Below are 20,501 nucleotides of genomic sequence, written 5' to 3' on the forward strand. Positions count from 1 at the left end.
TAGTATCTGTATAAATAGTATCTATATGAACAATATCTTTATGAATAATTTATTGACGTCAGATTTATTTAAGCCAATGGTTATTAACACTCGACCAGTAGAGCGCGCTGCGCCTTTGACTGAGCATTTGCAAGAAGCTGGATTTGATGTGGTTAGCATCCCGATGCTAGCTCTGCAATCAAGAGCTATCACAGCAGATGATATCACTATTATGCGAGCTTGGCTGGCAGGTGATTATAAAGCGTTGGTTATGGTTAGCCCTACGGCGGCCGCCTTAGGATTAGCTTTGTGGCAAACACTTACAGAACAGGCGAATGAACTAGGTAATGATGCCTCAAGCATCAATAAAAATATTGATAATAGCTCACCACTTAAATTATTAGTAGCGCCTAGTCATCTCATTGCGGTAGGGTCAGCGACGGCACAAGTACTTCAGCAAGCTCAGCTATCGACTACTAGCTATGAAGTGCTCCAGCCTACTGTTGCTAACAATGAAGGTATGCTTGCTATGCCAGAAGTTGAGCAATTACAAGCGGGCGACAAGCTGCTTGTTTGGCGAGGTCTAGGTGGACGACGCTTGCTAGTCGATACTTTGCAAGCGCGAGGGGTACATATCGATAGTATCGCTTGGTACGAGCGCGTGTTGCCAGATAATGCATTGAGCAATTATCAGCGCTGGGCACAAGACTTTTATAGACTGTCTAAGATGCAAGAGGAGTCGTTAGATAAACGATCGAAACCTATTGTGATCATCAGTAGTGGTAGCGCTTTTGAGAATTGGCAAAGCATTGTTAAACAAGCCATATTTGTTCAACAAAATAATGATGTTGCCGTCACTGAGACTGTCTTTGAGAGCAAGGCTATTCCTGCACTGAAAGATTATAGTTATGTGGTATTAGGGGTGCGCCTAGCGGATATGCTAGCTGAGCTACAGCTTGATTATCTACGGGTAGAGGATCTATCACCGATTACTATTGCTAGCATCATTAAAGACAACATGCTGTAAATATAGGTTTTACCATCATTTCAGCTGATTTAGCTTTATTATTAATAGGTCTACTATGTCAACCGAACCTGAACCTTCCAAAACACCAACGGCTATACAGCAACGTAAACAGGCTAATCAGTTATTATTGCGTTTGCAGTGGCTGCTTATTTTAATATTAATAATAGCTTTAGCGTGGTTGTACATCAGTCAGCAACGGTTTCAGAACCAAGTGAATGAGCGCTTTCAAAGTAATGAGCAGATAGTGACTCGCCTAAATGATATTGATGATCGCCTATTTGCGAATACTCAACCAGTGCTACCAAAATCTGAAAGAGCAGTTGGTAGTCAAGCGCAAAATCAGCTCGATTTACTGCGTATTCAGGTTCAAGCGACAGATAGCTTACTGGCTAATAACAACATCAAAGCCGCTGTTAAATTGTTAAGCGGGTTACAATGGCAGCTATCACAGAATAGTAATGAGATTGCGCCTGCGTTGACTGTAGTGATCCAAAAATCTCTACAAGAAGATATCGAACGTTTGCAAGCGCTCAGTGCTCAGCCTAGTCCTTGGCAGCTACAAAATCTTGCTATTCAAGATATTCAGGAATTTTTGCACAGCCATGAGCGTGTCAATTCAAAAATTATAGCTGACAGTAATAAAGCTCAAAGCAATAAAACACTTAGTCAAAATACTTTGTTGACTCGGCAGCAGTTGACTATTCATGAAGTCATTATGACACTGAACTTAGCGATTCAAGCCAGCAATATGCGCGAGCAAGATCAGCTCATAAGCTATCTGAATCAGGCACGTACTCAACTACAAACGCTGACTACCATAAAGCCTAAAGCCAAAGATACTAGCAAAAAACCCAACCAAGCGGATCGCTTAGAGACAGATGGTTTAGCTACAAATCGCTTGGACAATATGCCTGCGCCAAACAATATTACAGAGGTTATAGTGTGGCTAGATCAGCTATTAGCTAATACACCGACGCCTATACCTTTAGTGACCGCTCAGGTATTAGAACAGCCTAACAATCAAATTAACCCGTGATATAGGTAATGTATGACTGAGCACCTTATAACTGAGCATTTTATGAGCAATACCTTTGATAAAGATCAAGTGATACCTGATGAGCTGGCAAGCTATGCTGTAATCCATCGCCAGTCTATACAGTGGGGAGAGATGGATGCATTTAATCATTTGAATAACGTAGTCTACTATCGTTATGCAGAGTCTGCGCGTATCGCCTATTTGCAAGCATTAGGGATGTTCGATGGCAGTATGGTGACAATGTTGGCGCACTCAAACTGTCAGTATTTGCGCCCTGTTACTTATCCCGATACGTTATTGATAGGTGTGCGCTGTCAGCGCTTAGGTAACACTAGCATTGTCATAGAATATGCCTATTATAGCGGTGAGCAACAAGCAATCGTTGCTAATGCTGAAGCGGTCATCGTGCGTATGGATAGCTCAGGAACCAAAAAACTTCCTTGGATAGAAGCAGAGCGTGAGAGGCTACTCACATTAGAGCAAAAATTTGGGCATATACCAGAAGTGTAGAGCCAATAAAATAAGCCTTAGACCTAATATAAGTATCCATATATGAGTATTTATAAAAAAACACGCTAACTTTTATTAGCGTGTTTTTTAGTTTTGTCTCAATCTAAAGTTGAATAGCTAGTCCTACTTAGGCGCATTCACAAAGTCGACTACATTGAGATCAAACCCTGATAACGCATAGAATTTCATAGGTGAAGAGAGCAAACGCATATCACGTACTCCTAAATGACGCAAAATCTGCGCACCCACACCGACGCTACGATACGGCTGTTGAGTGAGTGTTGATTGTGATTCATTATCTGCGGCTTTATCTAGCGCATCTCCTAAATCAACCGGTTGGTTACTACCAATCCAAACCAATACACCACGATCTGAGGCGCTAATTTCTTTTAATGCCGCTTGTACGCTCCAGCCACTACGGCCAGTCATGTCATTTTTGGCCGCAAACAAATCACGTAATGGATGGAAGCCATGAACACGTACCGTACTGACGCCTTCGCTGACATCGCCTTTGACTAACGCTAAATGAGTCTCATCAGCACCAAATTCGCGGAAGCGATGCAGGGTGAACGTACCATGTTCAGTTTCAAAAGGATGCGATTCTACTTCTTCTACGGTTTGCTCATTGGCAATACGATAGTTGATAAGATCAGCAATCGTACCTATTTTTAGATCATGCTCTTTGGCAAATATTTCTAGATCATCGCGGCGTGCCATCGTACCATCAGCGTTGATGATTTCGACTAGCACAGATGCTGGCTCAAGACCTGCTAAGCGTGACAAATCACAACCGGCTTCTGTATGACCCGCACGATGCAATACGCCACCATCTTGTGCGATGATAGGGAAAATATGCCCAGGCTGTACAATATCTTCAGCTTTAGCAGTAGCAGAAACCGCTGCTTGAATCGTACGAGCGCGATCGGCAGCAGAAATACCAGTCGTGACACCTTCAGCTGCTTCAATGGATACGGTAAAGTTGGTGCTGAATTTCGCTTCGTTACGTTCAGACATCAGTGGCAAAGACAGCTGATGCGCACGAGCTTGCGAGATGGTTAGACAGACTAAGCCACGTGCGTGGGTGATCATGAAGTTAATATCTTCAGGGCGCACATGGGTCGCTGCCATGATGATATCACCTTCGTTTTCACGGTCTTCATCATCCATCAAGACGACCATCTTTCCAGCACGAATGTCTTCGATAATCTCAGGAATCGTATTTAAACTCATAGTAAATCTCAATATTTTATTATTTGTAGATAGGTGTGATTTGGAATATAAAGTATTACTCACTATTGTAGCAGCAGATAATACAAAGCGCTGTTACGGTCAAGCAAAGCGAGCCATTAGTAATGTCATTCAATAAAAAATGACTCACTCAATGGCTTATATATCATTATGAGGGCATTTTAACGCTTTTCATCGCAACGTGCTGCGTCATCTTCCCACTATATCGTTCAGTATGTCAAAGATAGTCATCAGTATTATCAATGATCGCTATTATTTATGAATGAATACGCACATTACATAATAAGCTGAGCCGTGTTGTACGTGCTTAGTTATTACTCGCTGCTTGGTTTTTCAGCCAATCCATAAACTGCTGACTGTGTTGTTCTCTCTGATTGTCGGCAAACTCATAAAAACGGGTGCCAATGAGGTTGTCTGGCAAATAGGTTTGCTGATAATAATGATTAGGGTAATTATGCGGATAAGAGTAGCCTACGCCATATCCTTCATCACGCATCAGCTTAGTCACCCCATTACGTAGGTGTAGAGGTACTGGCGAGGCGTCCTTTTCAGCGAGGCTCATCGCTGCATTAATCGCTTTGTAAGTACTATTGCTCTTTGCACTGGTCGCCAGATAAACCACCACTTGTCCTAAGATAATACGTGCCTCTGGCATACCAATCGACTGTACGCTACGCAGTGCAGCATCCGCGAGCAGTAAAGCATTAGGGTTGGCGTTACCGATATCCTCGCTGGCCAAAATGACCAAACGCCGCGCAATAAAATCAGCAGGCTCGCCGCCCACCAGCATCCGTGCCATCCAATATAATGCCGCATCAGGATCGGAGCCCCGGACTGACTTTATCATCGCTGAGATAATATCGTAATGCTGCTCACCATCTTTATCGTAACGCACTAATGCGGTTTGTGCGACGCGTTCGATCAGCTCATTATTAATGACAATAGGCGACTGTTTCATATCAGCAGTTTGCACCGCCAGCTCCAATATGTTCAGCGCTTTACGTGCATCACCATGAGCCAATTGGGTGATAAATTCTGTCGCCTGCAAGTCTATTTTAAGCGCCTTTAATATCTTATCCGTCGCAATAGCACGCTCTAAAACCAACGCAATTTGCCCAGCACTTAACGGCTCTAATCGATACACTTGGCAACGGGATAACAAAGCATTATTGACGCTAAATGAGGGGTTTTCAGTAGTTGCGCCAATTAGCGTAATATCACCTGCCTCAACAGCGCCGAGCAAAGCGTCTTGCTGCGCCTTATTGAATCTGTGAATTTCATCAATAAAGACAACAGGCGACTCAAAGCTCAGTGAGTCTTTAGTATCCAATACTTCGCGTAATTGTTTGACGCCAGTATTTAATGCTGACAAAGCATGAAAGGGCCGACCGACAGCCTCTGCTAAGAGCATAGCTATTGTCGTCTTGCCAATACCTGCTTCACCATGCAAAATAATCGACGGCAAATGATGGCGCTCAACTAAGCGTTGCAGAGGAGCACCTGTCGATAGTAGATGCTCCTGTCCGATAATAGCTTGTAGCGTCATCGGTCGCATACGCTGAGCCAGCGGCGTATCAGCATGAAAAGATGCAGACATAAAACTCTCAATGCTTAATTAGTTCAGTATGATTAATTGGGTATGATAGATTTGATATTTAGTAGATATTAGGGCACATTGAATATTCACAAGTCGCAGGGCTTTAGTTGATTTAGCAAAAAGAAGGTACTCATGATTCCACGTTTTTCTCTTACCTCAGCCTTCAAACAGCAATGGCAGGCGCTTGGTGCAAAACCGCACTCTCGTCCCTTAACCTTTGGTGAAATCGATTTAGCGTACTCAGTATTTGGTGATAGCTTAGATACTAGTGAGATACAGCTAAAAACAGCGTGGTGGGTGCTCAAAAATTATGCCGTTAGCCCTAATGGCAATATCTATTTTAATTCCGCAGATTGGATTACAGATTTTAGCGTTGCTTCATTGGGTAAGAAAAGTTGGCTGATTCATGAGTTGACCCATGTTTGGCAATTACAACGCGGTCTAAAAGTAGTACGTGGCGCATTAATTAACCGTCGCTATAGCTATGTGCTGCAAGCTGGCAAGCCGTTTTTTAACTATGGTATCGAGCAGCAAGCGCGCATGGTGCAAGACTATTTTATACAACGTCATTTAGGTCAAGATTGCCAAGCTTTTGAGGCCTGTATACCTTTTTTGCAAACTAAACCTGTTGACATAGCCTGATAACAAAACCGCCTATTTGAAAATTAGTCTGATCACCTCGAAGAAGCATATTTATCATTTTAAACAAAATTATAAGTTCAAACAAAATAATAAAAAAAAGCTATACTAACTTTTATTTAAAAAACTTTAAATTTTGTGTGCGTTCAAATTTGTGTTTGATATGATTACTTATCATGATTGGCTGTCTGCGACAAGATGTAGGCGCACGCCATTAGTTACCCTAAGTTTTTGCTAACTTAGGTGTTTTGCTAACTTAAGCATTAGAGTAGGAGTGACTCTGTGATAGTTAAAGCGACAAGATTACCAATAGCCATGCTGACTAGTACTTTATTGAAAGCAGCGTTATTAACAGGAGCGTTATTATTGTCAGCTTGTCAGCAGCAATCTGCCCCAGAAGTAGATCAGGACAGTCAAGTCAGTGAACCGCTAGATATCGAAGAAACCAAAAAGGCGGTGCAAAGTGATTCTGCTAAGGCTCGTATTGAGCAGTTTGAGCCTTTGTATGTTGTTGAGATGCAGCGGCTTCAGCAGCGTCTGCAGACAGAATATGAAGCTTTTGAATCGGCTGATGTCGCAGATAGTGAGGACAGTCTATTGACCACACCAACGACTTTGGACAGTGCCCTTGCCACCACGCTTCCTAATAGCCAGTCTGCTATCGATGAGCCTGCGATACCATTAGCACCGGATGCTGATATTACAGAAGACGATATAGAAGCCGACACAGCTATCAATACAAGTACGGAGGTGGGCGAGCGCGATGTAGAAGTGCTCAAGCGTATGAGTATAGAGCCGCAAAAGCCTAAGGTATTAACTCAGCAGCAGACAATTAAGCGCTATCAGCAAGCAATGAAGGCGTTGTATCAGCCAGTCAGCTCAGAGCTAAGCGCGGAGAATATAGATACTTTGATCAATATCAGCACTTTGATACCAGAGTTATTTGAGCACGAAGAGATTGCTAAGCGTGTGAATATAAAGAGCCCAGCACTAGCGCGACTAATAGTGCGCTATCAAGTCGCACAACAGATAGAAGCGCAGCAGCTATTAGATATGCAGCAAATGAGGGAGACTCAGCAGCAAGAGTTCGAAGGTCTAATGACAAAGTTTAATGAAACGATTGCAGGCTATGACGAGCAAATTGCTAAATATGAGCAAACGCTAAAAGAGTTTCAGTAATAAAATCCAACCCGCGCTAGCGATATGCAATAATTTACCTAACCTAAAGTTAATAATTGCTATTCATAAGACAATAAAAATCCCGCACATGGCGGGATTTTCATTGTCTTCAATTAAGGTCATTTAAAAGGTTATTACTTGCGATCTTCGACTTTTACAAAATCGCGCTTCGTCTCACCTGTATATAACTGACGCGGACGACCGATCTTAAACGGTGCACTGTGCATCTCAAGCCAATGACTGATCCAGCCAGAAGTACGCGCTAGCGAGAAGATAACCGTAAACATTGACGTTGGAATACCGATGGCTTTTAGAATAATGCCAGAGTAGAAATCAACGTTTGGATATAGATTGCGTTCAATGAAGAACGGATCTTCAAGCGCGATACGCTCAAGCTCCATGGCCAGTTCAAGTTTAGGATCATTGATACCTAAAGCTTCTAACACTTCGTCAGAAGCTTCTTTTAGCACTTGCGCACGTGGATCAAAGTTTTTGTAAACACGGTGGCCAAAGCCCATCAGCTTCACTTCACGGCTCTTCACTTTTTCCATAAATGCAGGAACGTTCTCAACGGTGCCGATCTCATCTAACATGTCAAGCACCGCTTCATTAGCGCCGCCATGTGATGGACCCCAAAGTGCCGCAATACCAGCTGCGATACAAGCATACGGGTTTGCACCAGTAGAGCCAGCTAAACGTACGGTAGAGGTTGAGGCATTTTGCTCATGATCAGCGTGCAATGTAAAGATTTTGTCCATTGCGCGAGTGATGACATCGTTTGTTTTATAGTCTACATCGGCAGGAGTAGCAAACATCATGTACAAGAAGTTTTCAGCATAGCTAAAGTCATTACGTGGATACATGAACGGTTCGCCTTGAGAGTATTTATAACTCATTGCAGCAAGCGTTGGCATTTTGGCAATCAGACGGATAGCAGTGATTTCACGATGATCTTCATTGCTGATGTCTAGATCTTCATGATAGAACGCGGATAAAGCACCAACCACACCAACCATAATAGCCATTGGATGGGCGTCACGGCGGAAGCCTTCAAAGAATTTACGCAGCTGATCATGAACACCTGTATGCTTACGGATTTTTTCAAAGAAGTCTGCTTTTTGCTCAGCGTTCGGTAAATCGCCATGAATCAATGCATAAGCCACTTCTAAATATTCAGCATTGTTTGCCAATTGATCGATAGGGTAGCCGCGATGTAGTAGCTCACCTTTACCGCCGTCGATAAAAGTAATTTTTGATTCGACAGGAGCTGTGAACATAAAGCCTGGGTCATAAGACCAAAAGTTTGCCTCTTGCAAAGCAGAAATGCTCAAAACTGGACGCCCTAAAGTCCCTCTTATAATAGGGAGCTGGTATTCCTTACCGTCTACACTCAGTGTGGCACTGTTATTAGCTTTATTATCAGCCATAGTTCTCTCCATTGGTTTTAAATTGTTAAAGTTAAAGACTATCAACGTTTATTTATCACATTACTTCACATCATTGCTCATTAAACAAATAAATTTAGCTAATCAGGCTATATTAGCAGTAAAGAGAGGCAATTTGAAAAGAGTTTTCTTAGTAAACCGTTCCATTCACGGGGTTCAATGGGCTTTATAACGACTAATTTTTGTATCAAAATATGTCTAATAAGTAAATTTAACGGTTTTGTATTGCTGGCTATTTGCTGAATAGTTATCATTACCTTAATAAAATAGCATGATTTTCAGTAGAAACTTTGCAGCTCATTTAACTATTAGTGTAGTCAACATAGACGGTATCTAGGTAACAGTAAAATATAGCGTATCTTTTGAGTAACAATCTATAGCAAACGTATAGACAAGGGCAAGCTGAAATATCGCAAAATTCTGACTATTGATGGTTATAGAAGCTATAACCGCTATTCACGCGATAAATTTGTATTTAAAAGCTAAGCATTTTATAATTGACATAATTTGGCTGCTGTTAATTTTATGCAAATTAACTTTATCTATTTTAACCACATCGTTTATTTTAGCTAATTGATAATTAGGTAGATTAGTCTATATCTTGTTACTATTGATAGGTTAGTCTACTGTTTTCGCAACGATTTACTTGTTGTATGTTAGCTGTATTCATATGGTATTACAGTGATGAGCTTTTAGCGATACTTAATAAAGATGACCAAAAAGTTATCTTTTTTGCGTTGAAGCATGCCATTATATCAAGCCATGATTAAAGCTAATGAGATATTTTGACAAACGTTTTTAGTTTGGTGGGTAATTGTCAAATCGTTGGCTTTAGAATTTTTTGATAAACATTGTTCTTATGAATATAGTATTTAGCTAAGAATTAGTTAAATAAAAATTAGAGAGTTATTATAGATTAACGATAGTGTTCGTTTACATAAAATTAGTAAAGTCAGCTAGCTCTTCCTTATTTATTCGTTCTATGTGGTGTTAAGTGTGTTTGCTTGACGATTAGCAAACCATAAGCAACTACTGGATATAACTGCAAAAGGATGCCCGCTTTGAAAAGCAACCGACCTATAGATCTTCCTTTGAGCCAAGTGATTAGCGTTAATGCAAAATCACCCATTGCGATTGCATCAATTCTGCATCGCGTTTCTGGCATTATTCTATTTTTACTCATTCCTGTCATGCTTTGGCTTCTGCAAACTTCACTGGCATCGCCTGTGAGTTTTGAGACGGTATTTGACAATATTCTTGTGCGTTTTGTAGCTTGGGTCTTTGTAGCTGCCATTGCTTATCATTTTGTGATGGGTATGAAGCATTTATTTGCGGATATGGGTATGAATGAAGAACTAAAATCTGGCCGCACCGCTGCTGTTGTCAGCTTTGTTATCGCTGCGATCTTGATTGCCGCGTCATTTGTATGGGTGATGTTCTAATGATTAAAAATGATTCAGGAGTTAAAAGTGCCACAGGTTTAACAGGCTCAGGAACACGTGATTGGATCGTGCAACGCTTTGGCGCTATGGTACTGGCTTTGTATAGTATCACTTTGCTAGTCTTCTTTTTGACCCATGGTAACGTGACCTTTGTGGAGTGGTCAGCATTTATGACCAGTTTACCAATGCGCCTGTTTAGTTTAGTCGCTATTGTCGCACTGGCAGGTCATGCTTGGGTTGGTTTGTGGACTGTCCTTACTGATTATGTTAAGTCAGGCAGTATGCGTTTAATACTCCAAGCTTTGATGGTCGCTGCTATTTTAGTTTATGTGTTTTGGGGCATTATGATTTTTTGGGGTACAGGTTTTGGCGTTATTGCTGTTTAAATAAGGGTCATGCGTAACCATATAGAGTAGATAACTTTATTATTATCTATTGAATTGTAAAATAGATTATTTAGACCTTAGGGTATAGAGTCTATTGATTTGCAATACTTATGGTTATGATGTCTATGAAATAATCAGCGCTATTGATATAGTAAATACCAAATAACCATTTGATAAATTATCCTCGTATTTAATCTGTGAGTATTAATAAGCATTAGGAAAACCGTAATGGCAACTAGACAAGATAATACCATTAGTAATATTAAGACCCTAAACTACGATGCAGTCATCGTTGGTGGTGGCGGCTCAGGTATGCGTGCTTCACTACATTTGGCCGAAGCAGGTATGAAGGTTGCAGTCCTTACCAAAGTATTCCCAACGCGTTCGCACACGGTTGCGGCTCAGGGCGGTATCGGTGCAAGTTTGGGTAACATGAGTAACGATAACTGGCACTTTCACTTTTATGACACCGTTAAAGGGTCAGATTGGTTGGGTGACCAAGACGCGATTGAATACATGTGCCGTGAAGCGCCTAAAGTAGTCTATGAGCTTGAGCACATGGGCATGCCGTTTGACCGTAACGAAGACGGCACGATTTATCAGCGCCCGTTTGGTGGTCATACCTCTAACTATGGCGAAAAAGCCGTTCAACGTGCTTGTGCTGCTGCTGACCGTACAGGTCACGCATTGCTACATACGCTATATCAAAAAAACCTTGAGCAAGGTACTGAATTCTTCATCGAGTGGATTGCGCTTGATTTGATTAAAGATGAAGCGGGTAACATCAACGGCGTCATCGCACTTGAGCAAGAAACCGGTACTATTGCTGTATTCCAGTCACCGATTACTGTCCTAGCGACTGGTGGTGCAGGCCGTATCTTTGCGGCTTCCACCAATGCTTATATCAATACTGGTGACGGTATTGGCATGGCAGTACGTGCTGGTATCCCATTGCAAGACATGGAATTCTGGCAGTTCCACCCGACGGGCGTTCATGGTGCAGGCGTACTATTGACCGAAGGTTGCCGTGGAGAGGGCGCTATCTTACGTAACAAAGATGGCGAAGCATTCATGGAGCGTTACGCGCCAACTGTAAAAGACTTGGCACCGCGTGATCTAGTATCACGTTCTATGGATCAAGAAATCAAAGAAGGCCGTGGCTGTGGTCCTAATGCTGACCATATCGTGATGGATATGACGCATCTAGGTGTTGAAACCATCATGAAGCGTCTACCATCAGTATTTGAGATTGGTAAAAACTTCGCTAACGTTGATATCACTAAAGAGCCTATTCCAGTTATCCCAACCATTCATTATATGATGGGCGGTATTCCGACGACGATTCATGGTCAAGTGGTGACACCTGATTTAGAAGCGGGTACGGATGAAGAAGGTCTATACACGAAAGGTACTATTGTTAAAGGTCTTTATGCCATTGGCGAATGCGCTTGTGTCAGTGTCCATGGTGCCAACCGTCTAGGCACGAACTCATTACTTGATTTATTGGTGTTTGGCCGTGCTGCTGGCAAGCATATCGTTGATGAGTTCCATCATGCTGACCATAACTACAAGCCGCTTGATCCTCGTGTCCTTGATTATACTGTGCGCCGTTTAGACAAGTTGCAACAGTCTACTGAAGGGTACAATGCTCAAGAAGTGGCTGACGAGATTCGCAGCACCATGCAACTGCATGCCAGCGTATTCCGTACTCAAGCAATGATGGACGAAGGCGTTGAGAAAATTCTAGCGCTAGGCGACAAAATCGACCAAATTCATTTGGCTGATAAGTCACAAGTCTTTAACACTGCGCGTATTGAAGCTTTCGAAGTTGCCAACTTGTATGAAGTGGCCAAAGCGACGATGATATCAGCAGCGATGCGCCATGAAAGTCGCGGCGCTCACAGTGTCTCTGACTACGATCGTCCAGAAGATGATGACTATGCACCAAACGGCCGTAATGACCATGATTGGATGAAGCATACCTTGTGGTATTCTGAAGGCAATAAAATCGTTTATAAGCCAGTTCGCAAAGTTCCATTGACGGTTGATTATATCGAGCCAAAAGTTCGCGTCTATTAATCTTAGATGTTGTGCCTGATATATAGCAGCAATGTTAATGTTTTATCTTTTATTAATTTATTAAAAAGGTGACCGCCAGCTACATGCACTTGTCAGCGCTAATACACTATTAATCGGTATTTGATATCGTTTATCAGTTCAGATTAATAGTCAGCGCAATCTTGTTGCAACCTTTGTATGCCCGCCATCACCTACGTGTGGAGTTTAGCATTATGAGCCGAGGTACTCGCACCATCGAAGTCTATCGCTACGATCCTGATCTGGACGCAGCGCCACGCATGCAAACTTATACAATTGAGTTGTTAGACTCAGATCGTATGTTGCTTGACGTGTTATTACGCCTAAAAAAGGAAGATGAAACACTGACCTTCCGTCGCTCTTGTCGTGAAGGCATCTGTGGCTCTGATGGCGTAAACATCAATGGCAAAAATGGTTTAGCATGTTTAGTTAACATGAATACTTTGCCAGAAAAAGTAACGGTTCGTCCGTTGCCTGGCCTTCCAGTCGTTCGTGATTTGGTCGTTGATATGAACCAGTTTTACGAGCAATATGAAAAAGTACATCCGTATTTAATTAATGACCAACCAGCACCGCCAACAGAGCGCTTACAGTCGCCTGAACAGCGTGAAAAACTTAATGGTTTGTACGAATGCATCCTATGTGCTTGCTGCTCAACCAGCTGCCCATCATTCTGGTGGAACCCTGATAAGTTCCTAGGTCCATCAGCATTGCTGCATGCTTATCGGTTTGTCGCTGATAGCCGTGATGGTGATACTCAAGCACGCTTGGCTCGTTTAGACGATCCATTTAGCTTGTTTCGCTGCCGCGGTATTATGAACTGTGTATCAGTCTGTCCCAAAGGTCTAAATCCAACCAAAGCGATTGGTCATTTACGTGTGATGTTGATTGATCAAGCTGGTTAATTTTTTGTTAATAGCGATATAAAGGGCACCGTCAAAAATATTGACGGTGTTTTTTTACGCCAATATTTTGTTTTTTAATATTGCGTTAGCATACTATTAATCTTCTTAGCTTAGTTGACGGTATTGAAATCGATATTTGAATGCAGTTCTTGTCTATCAAATTGTAATTTTATAATCAAACTGTGTTGGAAGGCTGTAAAAAATAGACTTTCCATACGCAATACCCTTTACTATCTATCTTGCCTCATAACAACTAGCTAAACGCATGACTAGTTTCAATAAATAAAATTAGTATTTATCGAATAGCTATAAAAATAGTCAAATAAAAATGCTATCATAGTGTCAGTCCGTTAAATACGGAAAATACTAGATATTTATTACGTAAATATCTAGTATTGAACAAACAAACTATGTCAGGCAATTTTTGCATGTTATTCTGTGCAGCAGTATATGTTTAGCATACAGATAGGGTATATTAGTAAAGGAAGAATCTTACAGCAGAAAATAGATGTTCTGTCGGCTAGCTAAATATCCTAACTATCGATTGCAAGTGATTGAGTATTGAAGTCGTGATGCTAGGGCATTTACGTTTTAATGCTCTACGTTTATAATGATCAAATATATTATATCTATTGGCTATTTTTAGTATATAGCAATCAGTTTTGTGTGACGAGGTTGAAGATAAGACCGTACGTTCATAATTGATGATTACTAGCATTTAATAGCAGGCCTTATGTGTCTATCATCCGTGATAGCTATTCAGGTAATTGATAGCATAGCGCTGATAAACAATTACATTCCTACTAATTTTTTCTAATGGCTACGCCACCTGTCAAAGTGCTTAGCATATGACGGATCACACAACAATAAGCACAATTTCATTCATTTATCTATCAAATAGACGATTATTATGAATAGTATAACCAAACAAGCAAATGATTCAGGACACACTGAACTCGCCGCTGATAACGCCCATTATATTGAAGCCCTTTATGAGCAGTTCTTAACCGACCCTACTAGTGTCGATACAGAATGGCAAAACTACTTTAAACAGTATCAATCGCCAAATGACGCTCATCATAATGCCATTCAAGATCAGTATCTTTTATTAGCACGTAACCAAACGGCGAATAAGAGATCTGCTGCCTCTAACACCAATAGTAACGTTGATTCGGCAAACTGTGCTGATCCTAAACAGATGGGTGTACAACAACTCATTTCTGCTTATCGTCGCCGTGGTCATCGCCGCGCTCAGCTTGATCCTTTAGGTTTGCATCCTCGCCCTGAGGTTGAAGATTTAAGCTTGGCTTATCATGGTCTAGCAGAATCAGATTTAGATACTATTTATCCTACCAGTGACTTAAATATCGGTAAGTCTGAAGCGCCATTACGTGAGATCATTGAGGTCATGGAGCGTGTTTATTGCCGTTACATTGGCACTGAGTATATGCATGTCACTAGCAGTACCGAAAAGCGCTGGATGGAAAAGTACTTAGAGAGCAATTTAGGTCATATTGATTTTGATAAAGAAAAGCGCTTAGCTATTCTTGAGAGCTTGACAGCTGCTGAGGGTTTAGAGAAGTATTTGGCTCGTAAATATACGGGCGTAAAACGTTTTGGTCTAGAAGGTGGTGAGAGCTTTATACCAGCCGTCAATGAGATCATCCAACGTGCTGGCAGCTATGGCACTAAAGAGATGGTTATCGGTATGGCGCATCGCGGCCGTCTTAATTTACTCGTTAACGTTTTAGGTAAAAACCCCGCTGATCTATTTGATGAATTCGATGGTAAAGTACAACCAGAAAAAGGCTCAGGCGACGTCAAATATCACAATGGTTACTCGTCAAATGTAAGTACGCCAGGTGGTGAGGCACATTTAGCTTTAGCCTTTAACCCCTCACATCTAGAGATCGTTGCGCCAGTATTAGAAGGTTCAGTACGTGCTCGCCAAGTTCGCCGTAATGATACAGATGGCAACTTAGTATTGCCAATCGTGGTGCATGGTGATGCTGCTTTTGCTGGTCAAGGTGTGGTACAAGAGACTTTTCAGATGTCACAAACTCGTGCTTATACCACGGGTGGTACATTACATATCGTTATCAACAACCAAGTTGGCTTTACAACCAGTCGTCAAGAAGACGCTCGTTCGACAGAATATTGTACTGATGTTGCAAAAATGGTGCATGCGCCTATCTTACACGTTAATGGCGATGATCCAGAGTCAGTCGTTTTTGCTGCGCAACTGGCATTAGACTATCGTCATGAGTTCGGTAAAGATATTATTCTCGACTTGTTCTGCTATCGTCGTAACGGTCATAACGAAGCTGATGAGCCATCAGCGACTCAGCCACTTATGTATGCAGTGATAAAAAAGCTAGCCACTACTCGTACAATATATGTACAAAAGCTAGTCGCGGCAGGTGTCATTAGCGATGCAGAAGCGGTTAAATATGAAGACGAATACCGTGAATCTTTAGATCGTGGTGAATACGTCGTTAATTCATTGGTGTTTGAGCCAAGCGAAGAGTTGTTTGTGGATTGGAAGCCTTATCTAGGTCATGAATTACAAGATGATTGGGATACTAGCGTCGATATCGAAAAACTAAAAGCTTATGGTCGAAAAATGGCTGAAATGCCTGAAGGCTATAAGTTGCAGCGTCAAGTAGGTAAAGTCGTTGAACAGCGCTTAGCAATGCAAACTGGTGAAGAGCCATTGAACTGGGGTGCTGCTGAAACTTTAGCTTATGCCTCTTTAGTTGACAACGATGATATTATGGTGCGTATTACTGGCGAAGATGTCGGTCGTGGTACTTTCTCACATCGCCATAGCGAGCTATACAATATCAATGATGGCAGCATGTATGTGCCATTGGCTCATGTCAGTGATACCCAAGCTCGTTTCGCTACTTATAACTCTCTATTATCAGAAGAGGCGGTACTTGCTTTTGAGTATGGGTATGCCACTACAGTTCCTAATGCAGTGGTTATTTGGGAAGCGCAGTTTGGTGATTTTGTTAATGGCGCGCAAGTCGTTATCGATCAGTTTATCGCTAGTGGTGAGACCAAATGGCAGCGCGTTTGCGGCTTGACTATGTTATTGCCACACGGCTTTGAAGGTCAAGGCCCTGAGCATTCTTCAGCACGTCTTGAGCGCTTCTTACAGCTATGTGCTGAAGATAATATGCAAGTGATTACCCCAACGACGCCTGCGCAAATATTTCATGCGCTACGTCGCCAAGGGGTGCGCCCGATCCGTAAGCCTCTGATTGTTATGTCGCCTAAGAGCTTGTTACGTCATAAGCTTGCCACCTCAGAGCTAAATGAATTAGCCAATGGTAAGTTTGAGACTGTCTTGCCAGAGATTGATAAGCAAGATGCTAGCAAAGTCACACGTTTAGTATTATGTGGCGGTAAGGTCTATTATGACCTACTTGAGCAGCGTCGTGCTTTGGGTCTAGATCATGTGGCTATCGTGCGTATTGAACAATTGTATCCATTACCAGAAGCGCGTTTGGTTGATGAGATCGAAAAGTATAGCAATCTTAAAGAGATTGTTTGGACACAAGAAGAGCCATTAAACCAAGGCGCTTGGTACTACCTAGCTCCAGATATGTTCCGTATTGTTGTGCCACATCCAACTAAGGCTAAGTTGATTGAGCCAGTAGCACGTCCTGCTAGTGCAGCTCCTGCAACAGGTTCGGCGAAGCTACATGTGCAGCAGCAGCAAGCGTTAATCGCAGGTGGTCTTGGTATTGAAGTAGATCAATTGGCTAAATAGTTCACTTTATGAATGACAGTTATTCGCGTTTTATGTTAAATGCTAATAACTGTCGCTCAAACGTTTGATAGTACGAATCTGCATTTAGAATATCAGTATTTAGAAAAGTCGCATTTGAAAACAGTATTTAGAATAACAGTATCAGGCGATGACAGTCAGCAGTTAACTACTTACTATCAGTTATCCGTGCAACTGCCTATCAAGACTTTATAACCTATAGCAATATTTAAATTTAAGGAGTATATCGATGGCTGAGATTAAAGCCCCCGTGTTTCCAGAATCGGTTGCCGATGGCACAATCGTTGAATGGCATGTCACTGAAGGTCAGCAAGTTAGCCGTGACGACCTACTAGCCGAAATCGAAACTGATAAGGTAGTATTAGAAGTCGTTGCACCTGACAATGGTGTCGTTACTAAGATCGTCAAGCAAGTCGATGATATTGTATTATCTGATGAGCTTATTGGTGAGTTTGAAGCGGGTGCTACCGCTGAAGCTGGCTCTGCTCCTGCTGTTGATCCAGATCAGCCTGCTGCCCCTGTTCAACAAAAAGAAACGGGTTACGGCGATACACCAAGTCGTCCAAATGCTCCTGAAGCTGATCATAAAGATCAAAGCCCAGCAGTACGCAAAGCGGCGAAAGAGTCAGGCGTTGATCCTAAAGATGTCGAGGGCAGTGGTCGTGGTGGTCGAGTCACTAAAGGCGATATGGCAAGCCCAACTCTAAAAGCTGATAGTAGTATCAAGACTGACAGTGGTAAGGTTGTTGCAGAGTCAACGGGTGAGCGCAGTGAGAGCCGCGTACCTATGACGCGTCTACGTAAGACAGTTGCCAATCGCTTATTAGCAGCTTCTCAAGAAACTGCAATGCTAACTACGTTTAACGAAGTCAATATGAAGCCGTTGATGGATATGCGTGCTAAATATAAAGAGCAGTTCGAAAAGCGCCATGGCACACGTTTAGGCTTTATGTCGTTATTCATAAAAGCGGCGACTGAAGCGTTGAAACGTTTCCCAGCGGTTAATGCTTCATTGGACGGTGATGACATCGTTTATCATGGTTACTATGACATCGGTGTTGCGGTATCTTCTAATCGTGGTCTAGTAGTACCAGTACTGCGTGATACCGATCAAATGAGTATGGCTGATGTTGAAGCCAAAATTCGTGAGTTCGGTGGCAAAGCACAAGAAGGTAAACTTGGTCTAGACGATATGATCGGTGGTACATTCACTATCTCTAACGGTGGCGTATTCGGATCACTCATGTCAACGCCTATCTTGAACCCGCCACAAACGGCTATCTTAGGTATGCATGCCATTAACGATCGCCCAATGGCAGTTAATGGTGAAGTTAAAATCTTGCCAATGATGTATCTTGCATTGTCTTATGATCACCGTATGATTGATGGTAAAGAAGCGGTACAGTTCTTAGTAACCATTAAAGAATTGGTTGAAGACCCAACTATGCTACTTTTAGATCTTTAAATTTTTGGGCTTGTATTGGCAATTGCTAGTACAAGCTTTTTAGTTATTATCTAAGCGCTTATTCACTCTAAGCTATTCAATATATCTGTCATCTTAGTTATTCTGCATCATTCAATATGAAAAATCAGCTTTAGTGATAGCCATGACTTATTAGTTATAGAGTCATTAAGCTTTGATTAATATTACTACGCGTTGATTACTACTATTAAGCTTTGATTTGTAATTTAGATGATTCACAAATTTTTAACTATACATAAAATATGGAATTCCATTATGAAAGACAATTATGATCTAGTCGTTATTGGCGGTGGTCCTGGTGGTTACGAAGCAGCTATCCGTGCAGGGCAGCTAGGTATGAGCGTTGCTTGTATCGAAAAACGAGTTTATAAAGGTGAACCTGCTCTTGGTGGTACTTGCTTGAACGTCGGTTGTATCCCGTCAAAAGCACTACTTGATAGCTCGCACCGCTATGAAGCTACTAAACATGATCTCGATGAGCATGGCATTAGTACTGGCGATGTTGCCATCGACATTGAGAAAATGATTGAGCGTAAAGAAGGTATCGTTAAGCAGTTAACAGGTGGCGTTGCAGCACTACTAAAAGGCAATGGCGTTGACTGGCTACAAGGCTGGGGCACGTTGGTTGATGGCAAAGGCGCTGACAAGACTGTTAAATTTACAGCACTTGCAGACGAAGCAGAAAGTACTATTACTGCTAAAAATGTCATTCTTGCAGCAGGGTCTGTTCCTATTGATATCCCAGTTGCCAAAACTGACGGTGATCGCATCGTCGATTCTACGGGCGCGCTTGATTTTACTTCAGTTCCTAAGCGTTTAGGTGTCATCGGTGCAGGCGTTATCGGTCTTGAGCTTGGTTCAGTATGGCGTCGTCTAGGTAGCGAAGTAGTTGTATATGAAGCGCTTCCAAGCTTCTTAGCCGCTGCTGATAAAGACATCTCAAAAGAAGCTGGAAAAATGCTGAAAAAGCAAGGTCTTGATATCCGTGTCGATACCAAAGTAACTAATGCTGAAATTAAAGATGATCAAGTGGTTGTTACTAGCGAAAATAAAGGCGAAGCATCAGATGAGAGCTTTGATAAGCTGATTGTGTGTGTCGGTCGCCGTGCATACTCTGAAAAATTACTTGGTGATGACAGCGGTATTCAGTTGACTGAACGTGGATTAATCGACGTTGATGATCAATGTAAGACTAATCTTGATGGCGTGTACGCTATCGGTGATTTAGTCCGTGGCCCTATGCTTGCGCATAAAGCTATGGAAGAGGGCATGATGGCAGTTGAGCGCATCCATGGCGAAAAAGCTCAAGTTAACTATGAGACTATTATTAATGTTATCTATACCCATCCAGAAATCGCATGGGTTGGTTTGACTGAGCAAGAAGCGACCGAAGCAGGTTATGAAGTCAAAACAGGCTCATTTAATTTAGCCGCTAACGGCCGTGCATTGGCTCAAAGTGAAGCACAAGGCTCTATCAAAGTCGTTGCTGATGCCAAGACAGATAGATTGCTAGGTATGCATGCTATCTCTGCTGGTGCTGGTGATATTGTTCACCAAGGCATGATTGCGATGGAGTTCGTCTCTAGTATCGAAGACTTGCAACTGATGACGTTTGCACATCCAACGATCTCAGAAGCCGTCCATGAAGCTGCTTTATCTGCAGATGGTCGCGCTATTCACGCTATTCAGCGCAAAAAACGTAAATAAATAACGCATTATTAGCTGATCATAG

The 20,501-nt window shown here is 42.1% G+C and carries 15 protein-coding genes; 12 read left to right on the plus strand and 3 right to left on the minus strand.

The features are described 5' to 3' along the window. Positions 1–25 precede the first annotated feature (25 nt). Genes ACR63T_RS00620 through ACR63T_RS00630 form a run of 3 tightly spaced genes read left to right on the plus strand, consistent with a single transcriptional unit; the run spans position 26 to position 2,552 of the window. Entirely contained in the window at positions 26–1,006 is a 981-nt protein-coding gene (locus ACR63T_RS00620; RefSeq protein WP_472784429.1) for a uroporphyrinogen-III synthase, read from the plus strand. A 55-nt stretch (positions 1,007–1,061) separates the two neighbouring features. Beyond that, positions 1,062–2,042 carry a hypothetical protein gene (locus tag ACR63T_RS00625; RefSeq protein ID WP_472784430.1) on the plus strand — a complete coding sequence of 327 codons (981 nt, stop codon included), beginning with the start codon at positions 1,062–1,064 and terminating at the stop codon, positions 2,040–2,042. 42 nt (positions 2,043–2,084) lie between these two features. Further along, positions 2,085–2,552, plus strand: a complete 468-nt coding sequence (locus ACR63T_RS00630; RefSeq protein ID WP_201570935.1) for an acyl-CoA thioesterase — start codon at positions 2,085–2,087, stop codon at positions 2,550–2,552. A gap of 123 nt (positions 2,553–2,675) precedes the next feature. Here ACR63T_RS00630 and ribBA read toward each other — a convergent pair whose 3' ends face one another. Together ribBA and ACR63T_RS00640 are read right to left on the minus strand one after the other, a co-directional pair. Next, positions 2,676–3,782: a bifunctional 3,4-dihydroxy-2-butanone-4-phosphate synthase/GTP cyclohydrolase II gene (ribBA, locus tag ACR63T_RS00635; RefSeq protein ID WP_472784431.1), complete on the minus strand. Its 1,107-nt coding sequence runs from the start codon at positions 3,780–3,782 to the stop codon at positions 2,676–2,678. 325 nt (positions 3,783–4,107) lie between these two features. Further along, entirely contained in the window at positions 4,108–5,397 is a 1,290-nt protein-coding gene (locus tag ACR63T_RS00640; RefSeq protein WP_472784432.1) for a replication-associated recombination protein A, read from the minus strand. 132 nt (positions 5,398–5,529) lie between these two features. Between ACR63T_RS00640 and ACR63T_RS00645 the strand changes: the two genes are divergently transcribed. Continuing rightward, positions 5,530–6,039, plus strand: a complete 510-nt coding sequence (locus tag ACR63T_RS00645) for a type IV secretion protein Rhs (protein WP_472784433.1) — start codon at positions 5,530–5,532, stop codon at positions 6,037–6,039. A 279-nt stretch (positions 6,040–6,318) separates the two neighbouring features. Further along, positions 6,319–7,215, plus strand: a complete 897-nt coding sequence (locus tag ACR63T_RS00650) for a hypothetical protein (protein ID WP_201570942.1) — start codon at positions 6,319–6,321, stop codon at positions 7,213–7,215. Positions 7,216–7,349: 134 nt separating this feature from the next. Here the strand turns inward: ACR63T_RS00650 and gltA are convergent, their stop codons facing one another. Further along, on the minus strand, positions 7,350–8,642 hold the full coding sequence (gene gltA / locus ACR63T_RS00655; protein ID WP_305899317.1) for a citrate synthase: 1,293 nt from the start codon (positions 8,640–8,642) through the stop codon (positions 7,350–7,352). Between the two features lie 1,070 nt (positions 8,643–9,712). Between gltA and sdhC the strand changes: the two genes are divergently transcribed. The 7 genes from sdhC to lpdA all read left to right on the plus strand — a co-directional run bounded on the left by sdhC (position 9,713) and on the right by lpdA (position 20,476). Beyond that, entirely contained in the window at positions 9,713–10,102 is a 390-nt protein-coding gene (sdhC, locus tag ACR63T_RS00660) for a succinate dehydrogenase, cytochrome b556 subunit (protein ID WP_201570944.1), read from the plus strand. 2 nt (positions 10,103–10,104) lie between these two features. Beyond that, complete coding sequence (gene sdhD, locus ACR63T_RS00665) at positions 10,105–10,488, plus strand: succinate dehydrogenase, hydrophobic membrane anchor protein (RefSeq protein WP_305900237.1); 384 nt, start codon at positions 10,105–10,107, stop codon at positions 10,486–10,488. A gap of 228 nt (positions 10,489–10,716) precedes the next feature. Beyond that, complete coding sequence (sdhA, locus tag ACR63T_RS00670; protein WP_472784434.1) at positions 10,717–12,567, plus strand: succinate dehydrogenase flavoprotein subunit; 1,851 nt, start codon at positions 10,717–10,719, stop codon at positions 12,565–12,567. A gap of 212 nt (positions 12,568–12,779) precedes the next feature. After that, entirely contained in the window at positions 12,780–13,490 is a 711-nt protein-coding gene (locus tag ACR63T_RS00675) for a succinate dehydrogenase iron-sulfur subunit (protein ID WP_305899319.1), read from the plus strand. 910 nt (positions 13,491–14,400) lie between these two features. Beyond that, positions 14,401–17,268, plus strand: a complete 2,868-nt coding sequence (locus ACR63T_RS00680) for a 2-oxoglutarate dehydrogenase E1 component (protein ID WP_472784435.1) — start codon at positions 14,401–14,403, stop codon at positions 17,266–17,268. A 247-nt stretch (positions 17,269–17,515) separates the two neighbouring features. Then, positions 17,516–18,751 (plus strand): 2-oxoglutarate dehydrogenase complex dihydrolipoyllysine-residue succinyltransferase, encoded by a 1,236-nt coding sequence (gene odhB, locus ACR63T_RS00685; RefSeq protein ID WP_472784436.1) that lies wholly within the window; start codon positions 17,516–17,518, stop codon positions 18,749–18,751. Positions 18,752–19,024: 273 nt separating this feature from the next. Continuing rightward, entirely contained in the window at positions 19,025–20,476 is a 1,452-nt protein-coding gene (gene lpdA / locus ACR63T_RS00690) for a dihydrolipoyl dehydrogenase (protein ID WP_472784437.1), read from the plus strand. Positions 20,477–20,501 lie beyond the last annotated feature (25 nt).

The organism is Psychrobacter sp. M17(2026), from assembly GCF_055699815.1.

What these genes read in the sequence shown, in the direction of transcription:
- ACR63T_RS00630 (WP_201570935.1), top strand. Translation starts at nt 2,085, where the DNA reads ATGAGCAATACCTTTGATAAAGATCAAGTGATACCTGATGAGCTGGCA.
- ACR63T_RS00620 (WP_472784429.1), top strand. Translation starts at nt 26, where the DNA reads ATGAACAATATCTTTATGAATAATTTATTGACGTCAGATTTATTTAAG.
- sdhA (WP_472784434.1), top strand. Translation starts at nt 10,717, where the DNA reads ATGGCAACTAGACAAGATAATACCATTAGTAATATTAAGACCCTAAAC.
- ACR63T_RS00640 (WP_472784432.1), bottom strand. Translation starts at nt 5,397, where the DNA reads ATGTCTGCATCTTTTCATGCTGATACGCCGCTGGCTCAGCGTATGCGA.
- odhB (WP_472784436.1), top strand. Translation starts at nt 17,516, where the DNA reads ATGGCTGAGATTAAAGCCCCCGTGTTTCCAGAATCGGTTGCCGATGGC.
- ACR63T_RS00625 (WP_472784430.1), top strand. Translation starts at nt 1,062, where the DNA reads ATGTCAACCGAACCTGAACCTTCCAAAACACCAACGGCTATACAGCAA.
- sdhC (WP_201570944.1), top strand. Translation starts at nt 9,713, where the DNA reads ATGCCCGCTTTGAAAAGCAACCGACCTATAGATCTTCCTTTGAGCCAA.
- ACR63T_RS00645 (WP_472784433.1), top strand. Translation starts at nt 5,530, where the DNA reads ATGATTCCACGTTTTTCTCTTACCTCAGCCTTCAAACAGCAATGGCAG.
- ACR63T_RS00680 (WP_472784435.1), top strand. Translation starts at nt 14,401, where the DNA reads ATGAATAGTATAACCAAACAAGCAAATGATTCAGGACACACTGAACTC.
- lpdA (WP_472784437.1), top strand. Translation starts at nt 19,025, where the DNA reads ATGAAAGACAATTATGATCTAGTCGTTATTGGCGGTGGTCCTGGTGGT.
- ribBA (WP_472784431.1), bottom strand. Translation starts at nt 3,782, where the DNA reads ATGAGTTTAAATACGATTCCTGAGATTATCGAAGACATTCGTGCTGGA.
- gltA (WP_305899317.1), bottom strand. Translation starts at nt 8,642, where the DNA reads ATGGCTGATAATAAAGCTAATAACAGTGCCACACTGAGTGTAGACGGT.
- ACR63T_RS00675 (WP_305899319.1), top strand. Translation starts at nt 12,780, where the DNA reads ATGAGCCGAGGTACTCGCACCATCGAAGTCTATCGCTACGATCCTGAT.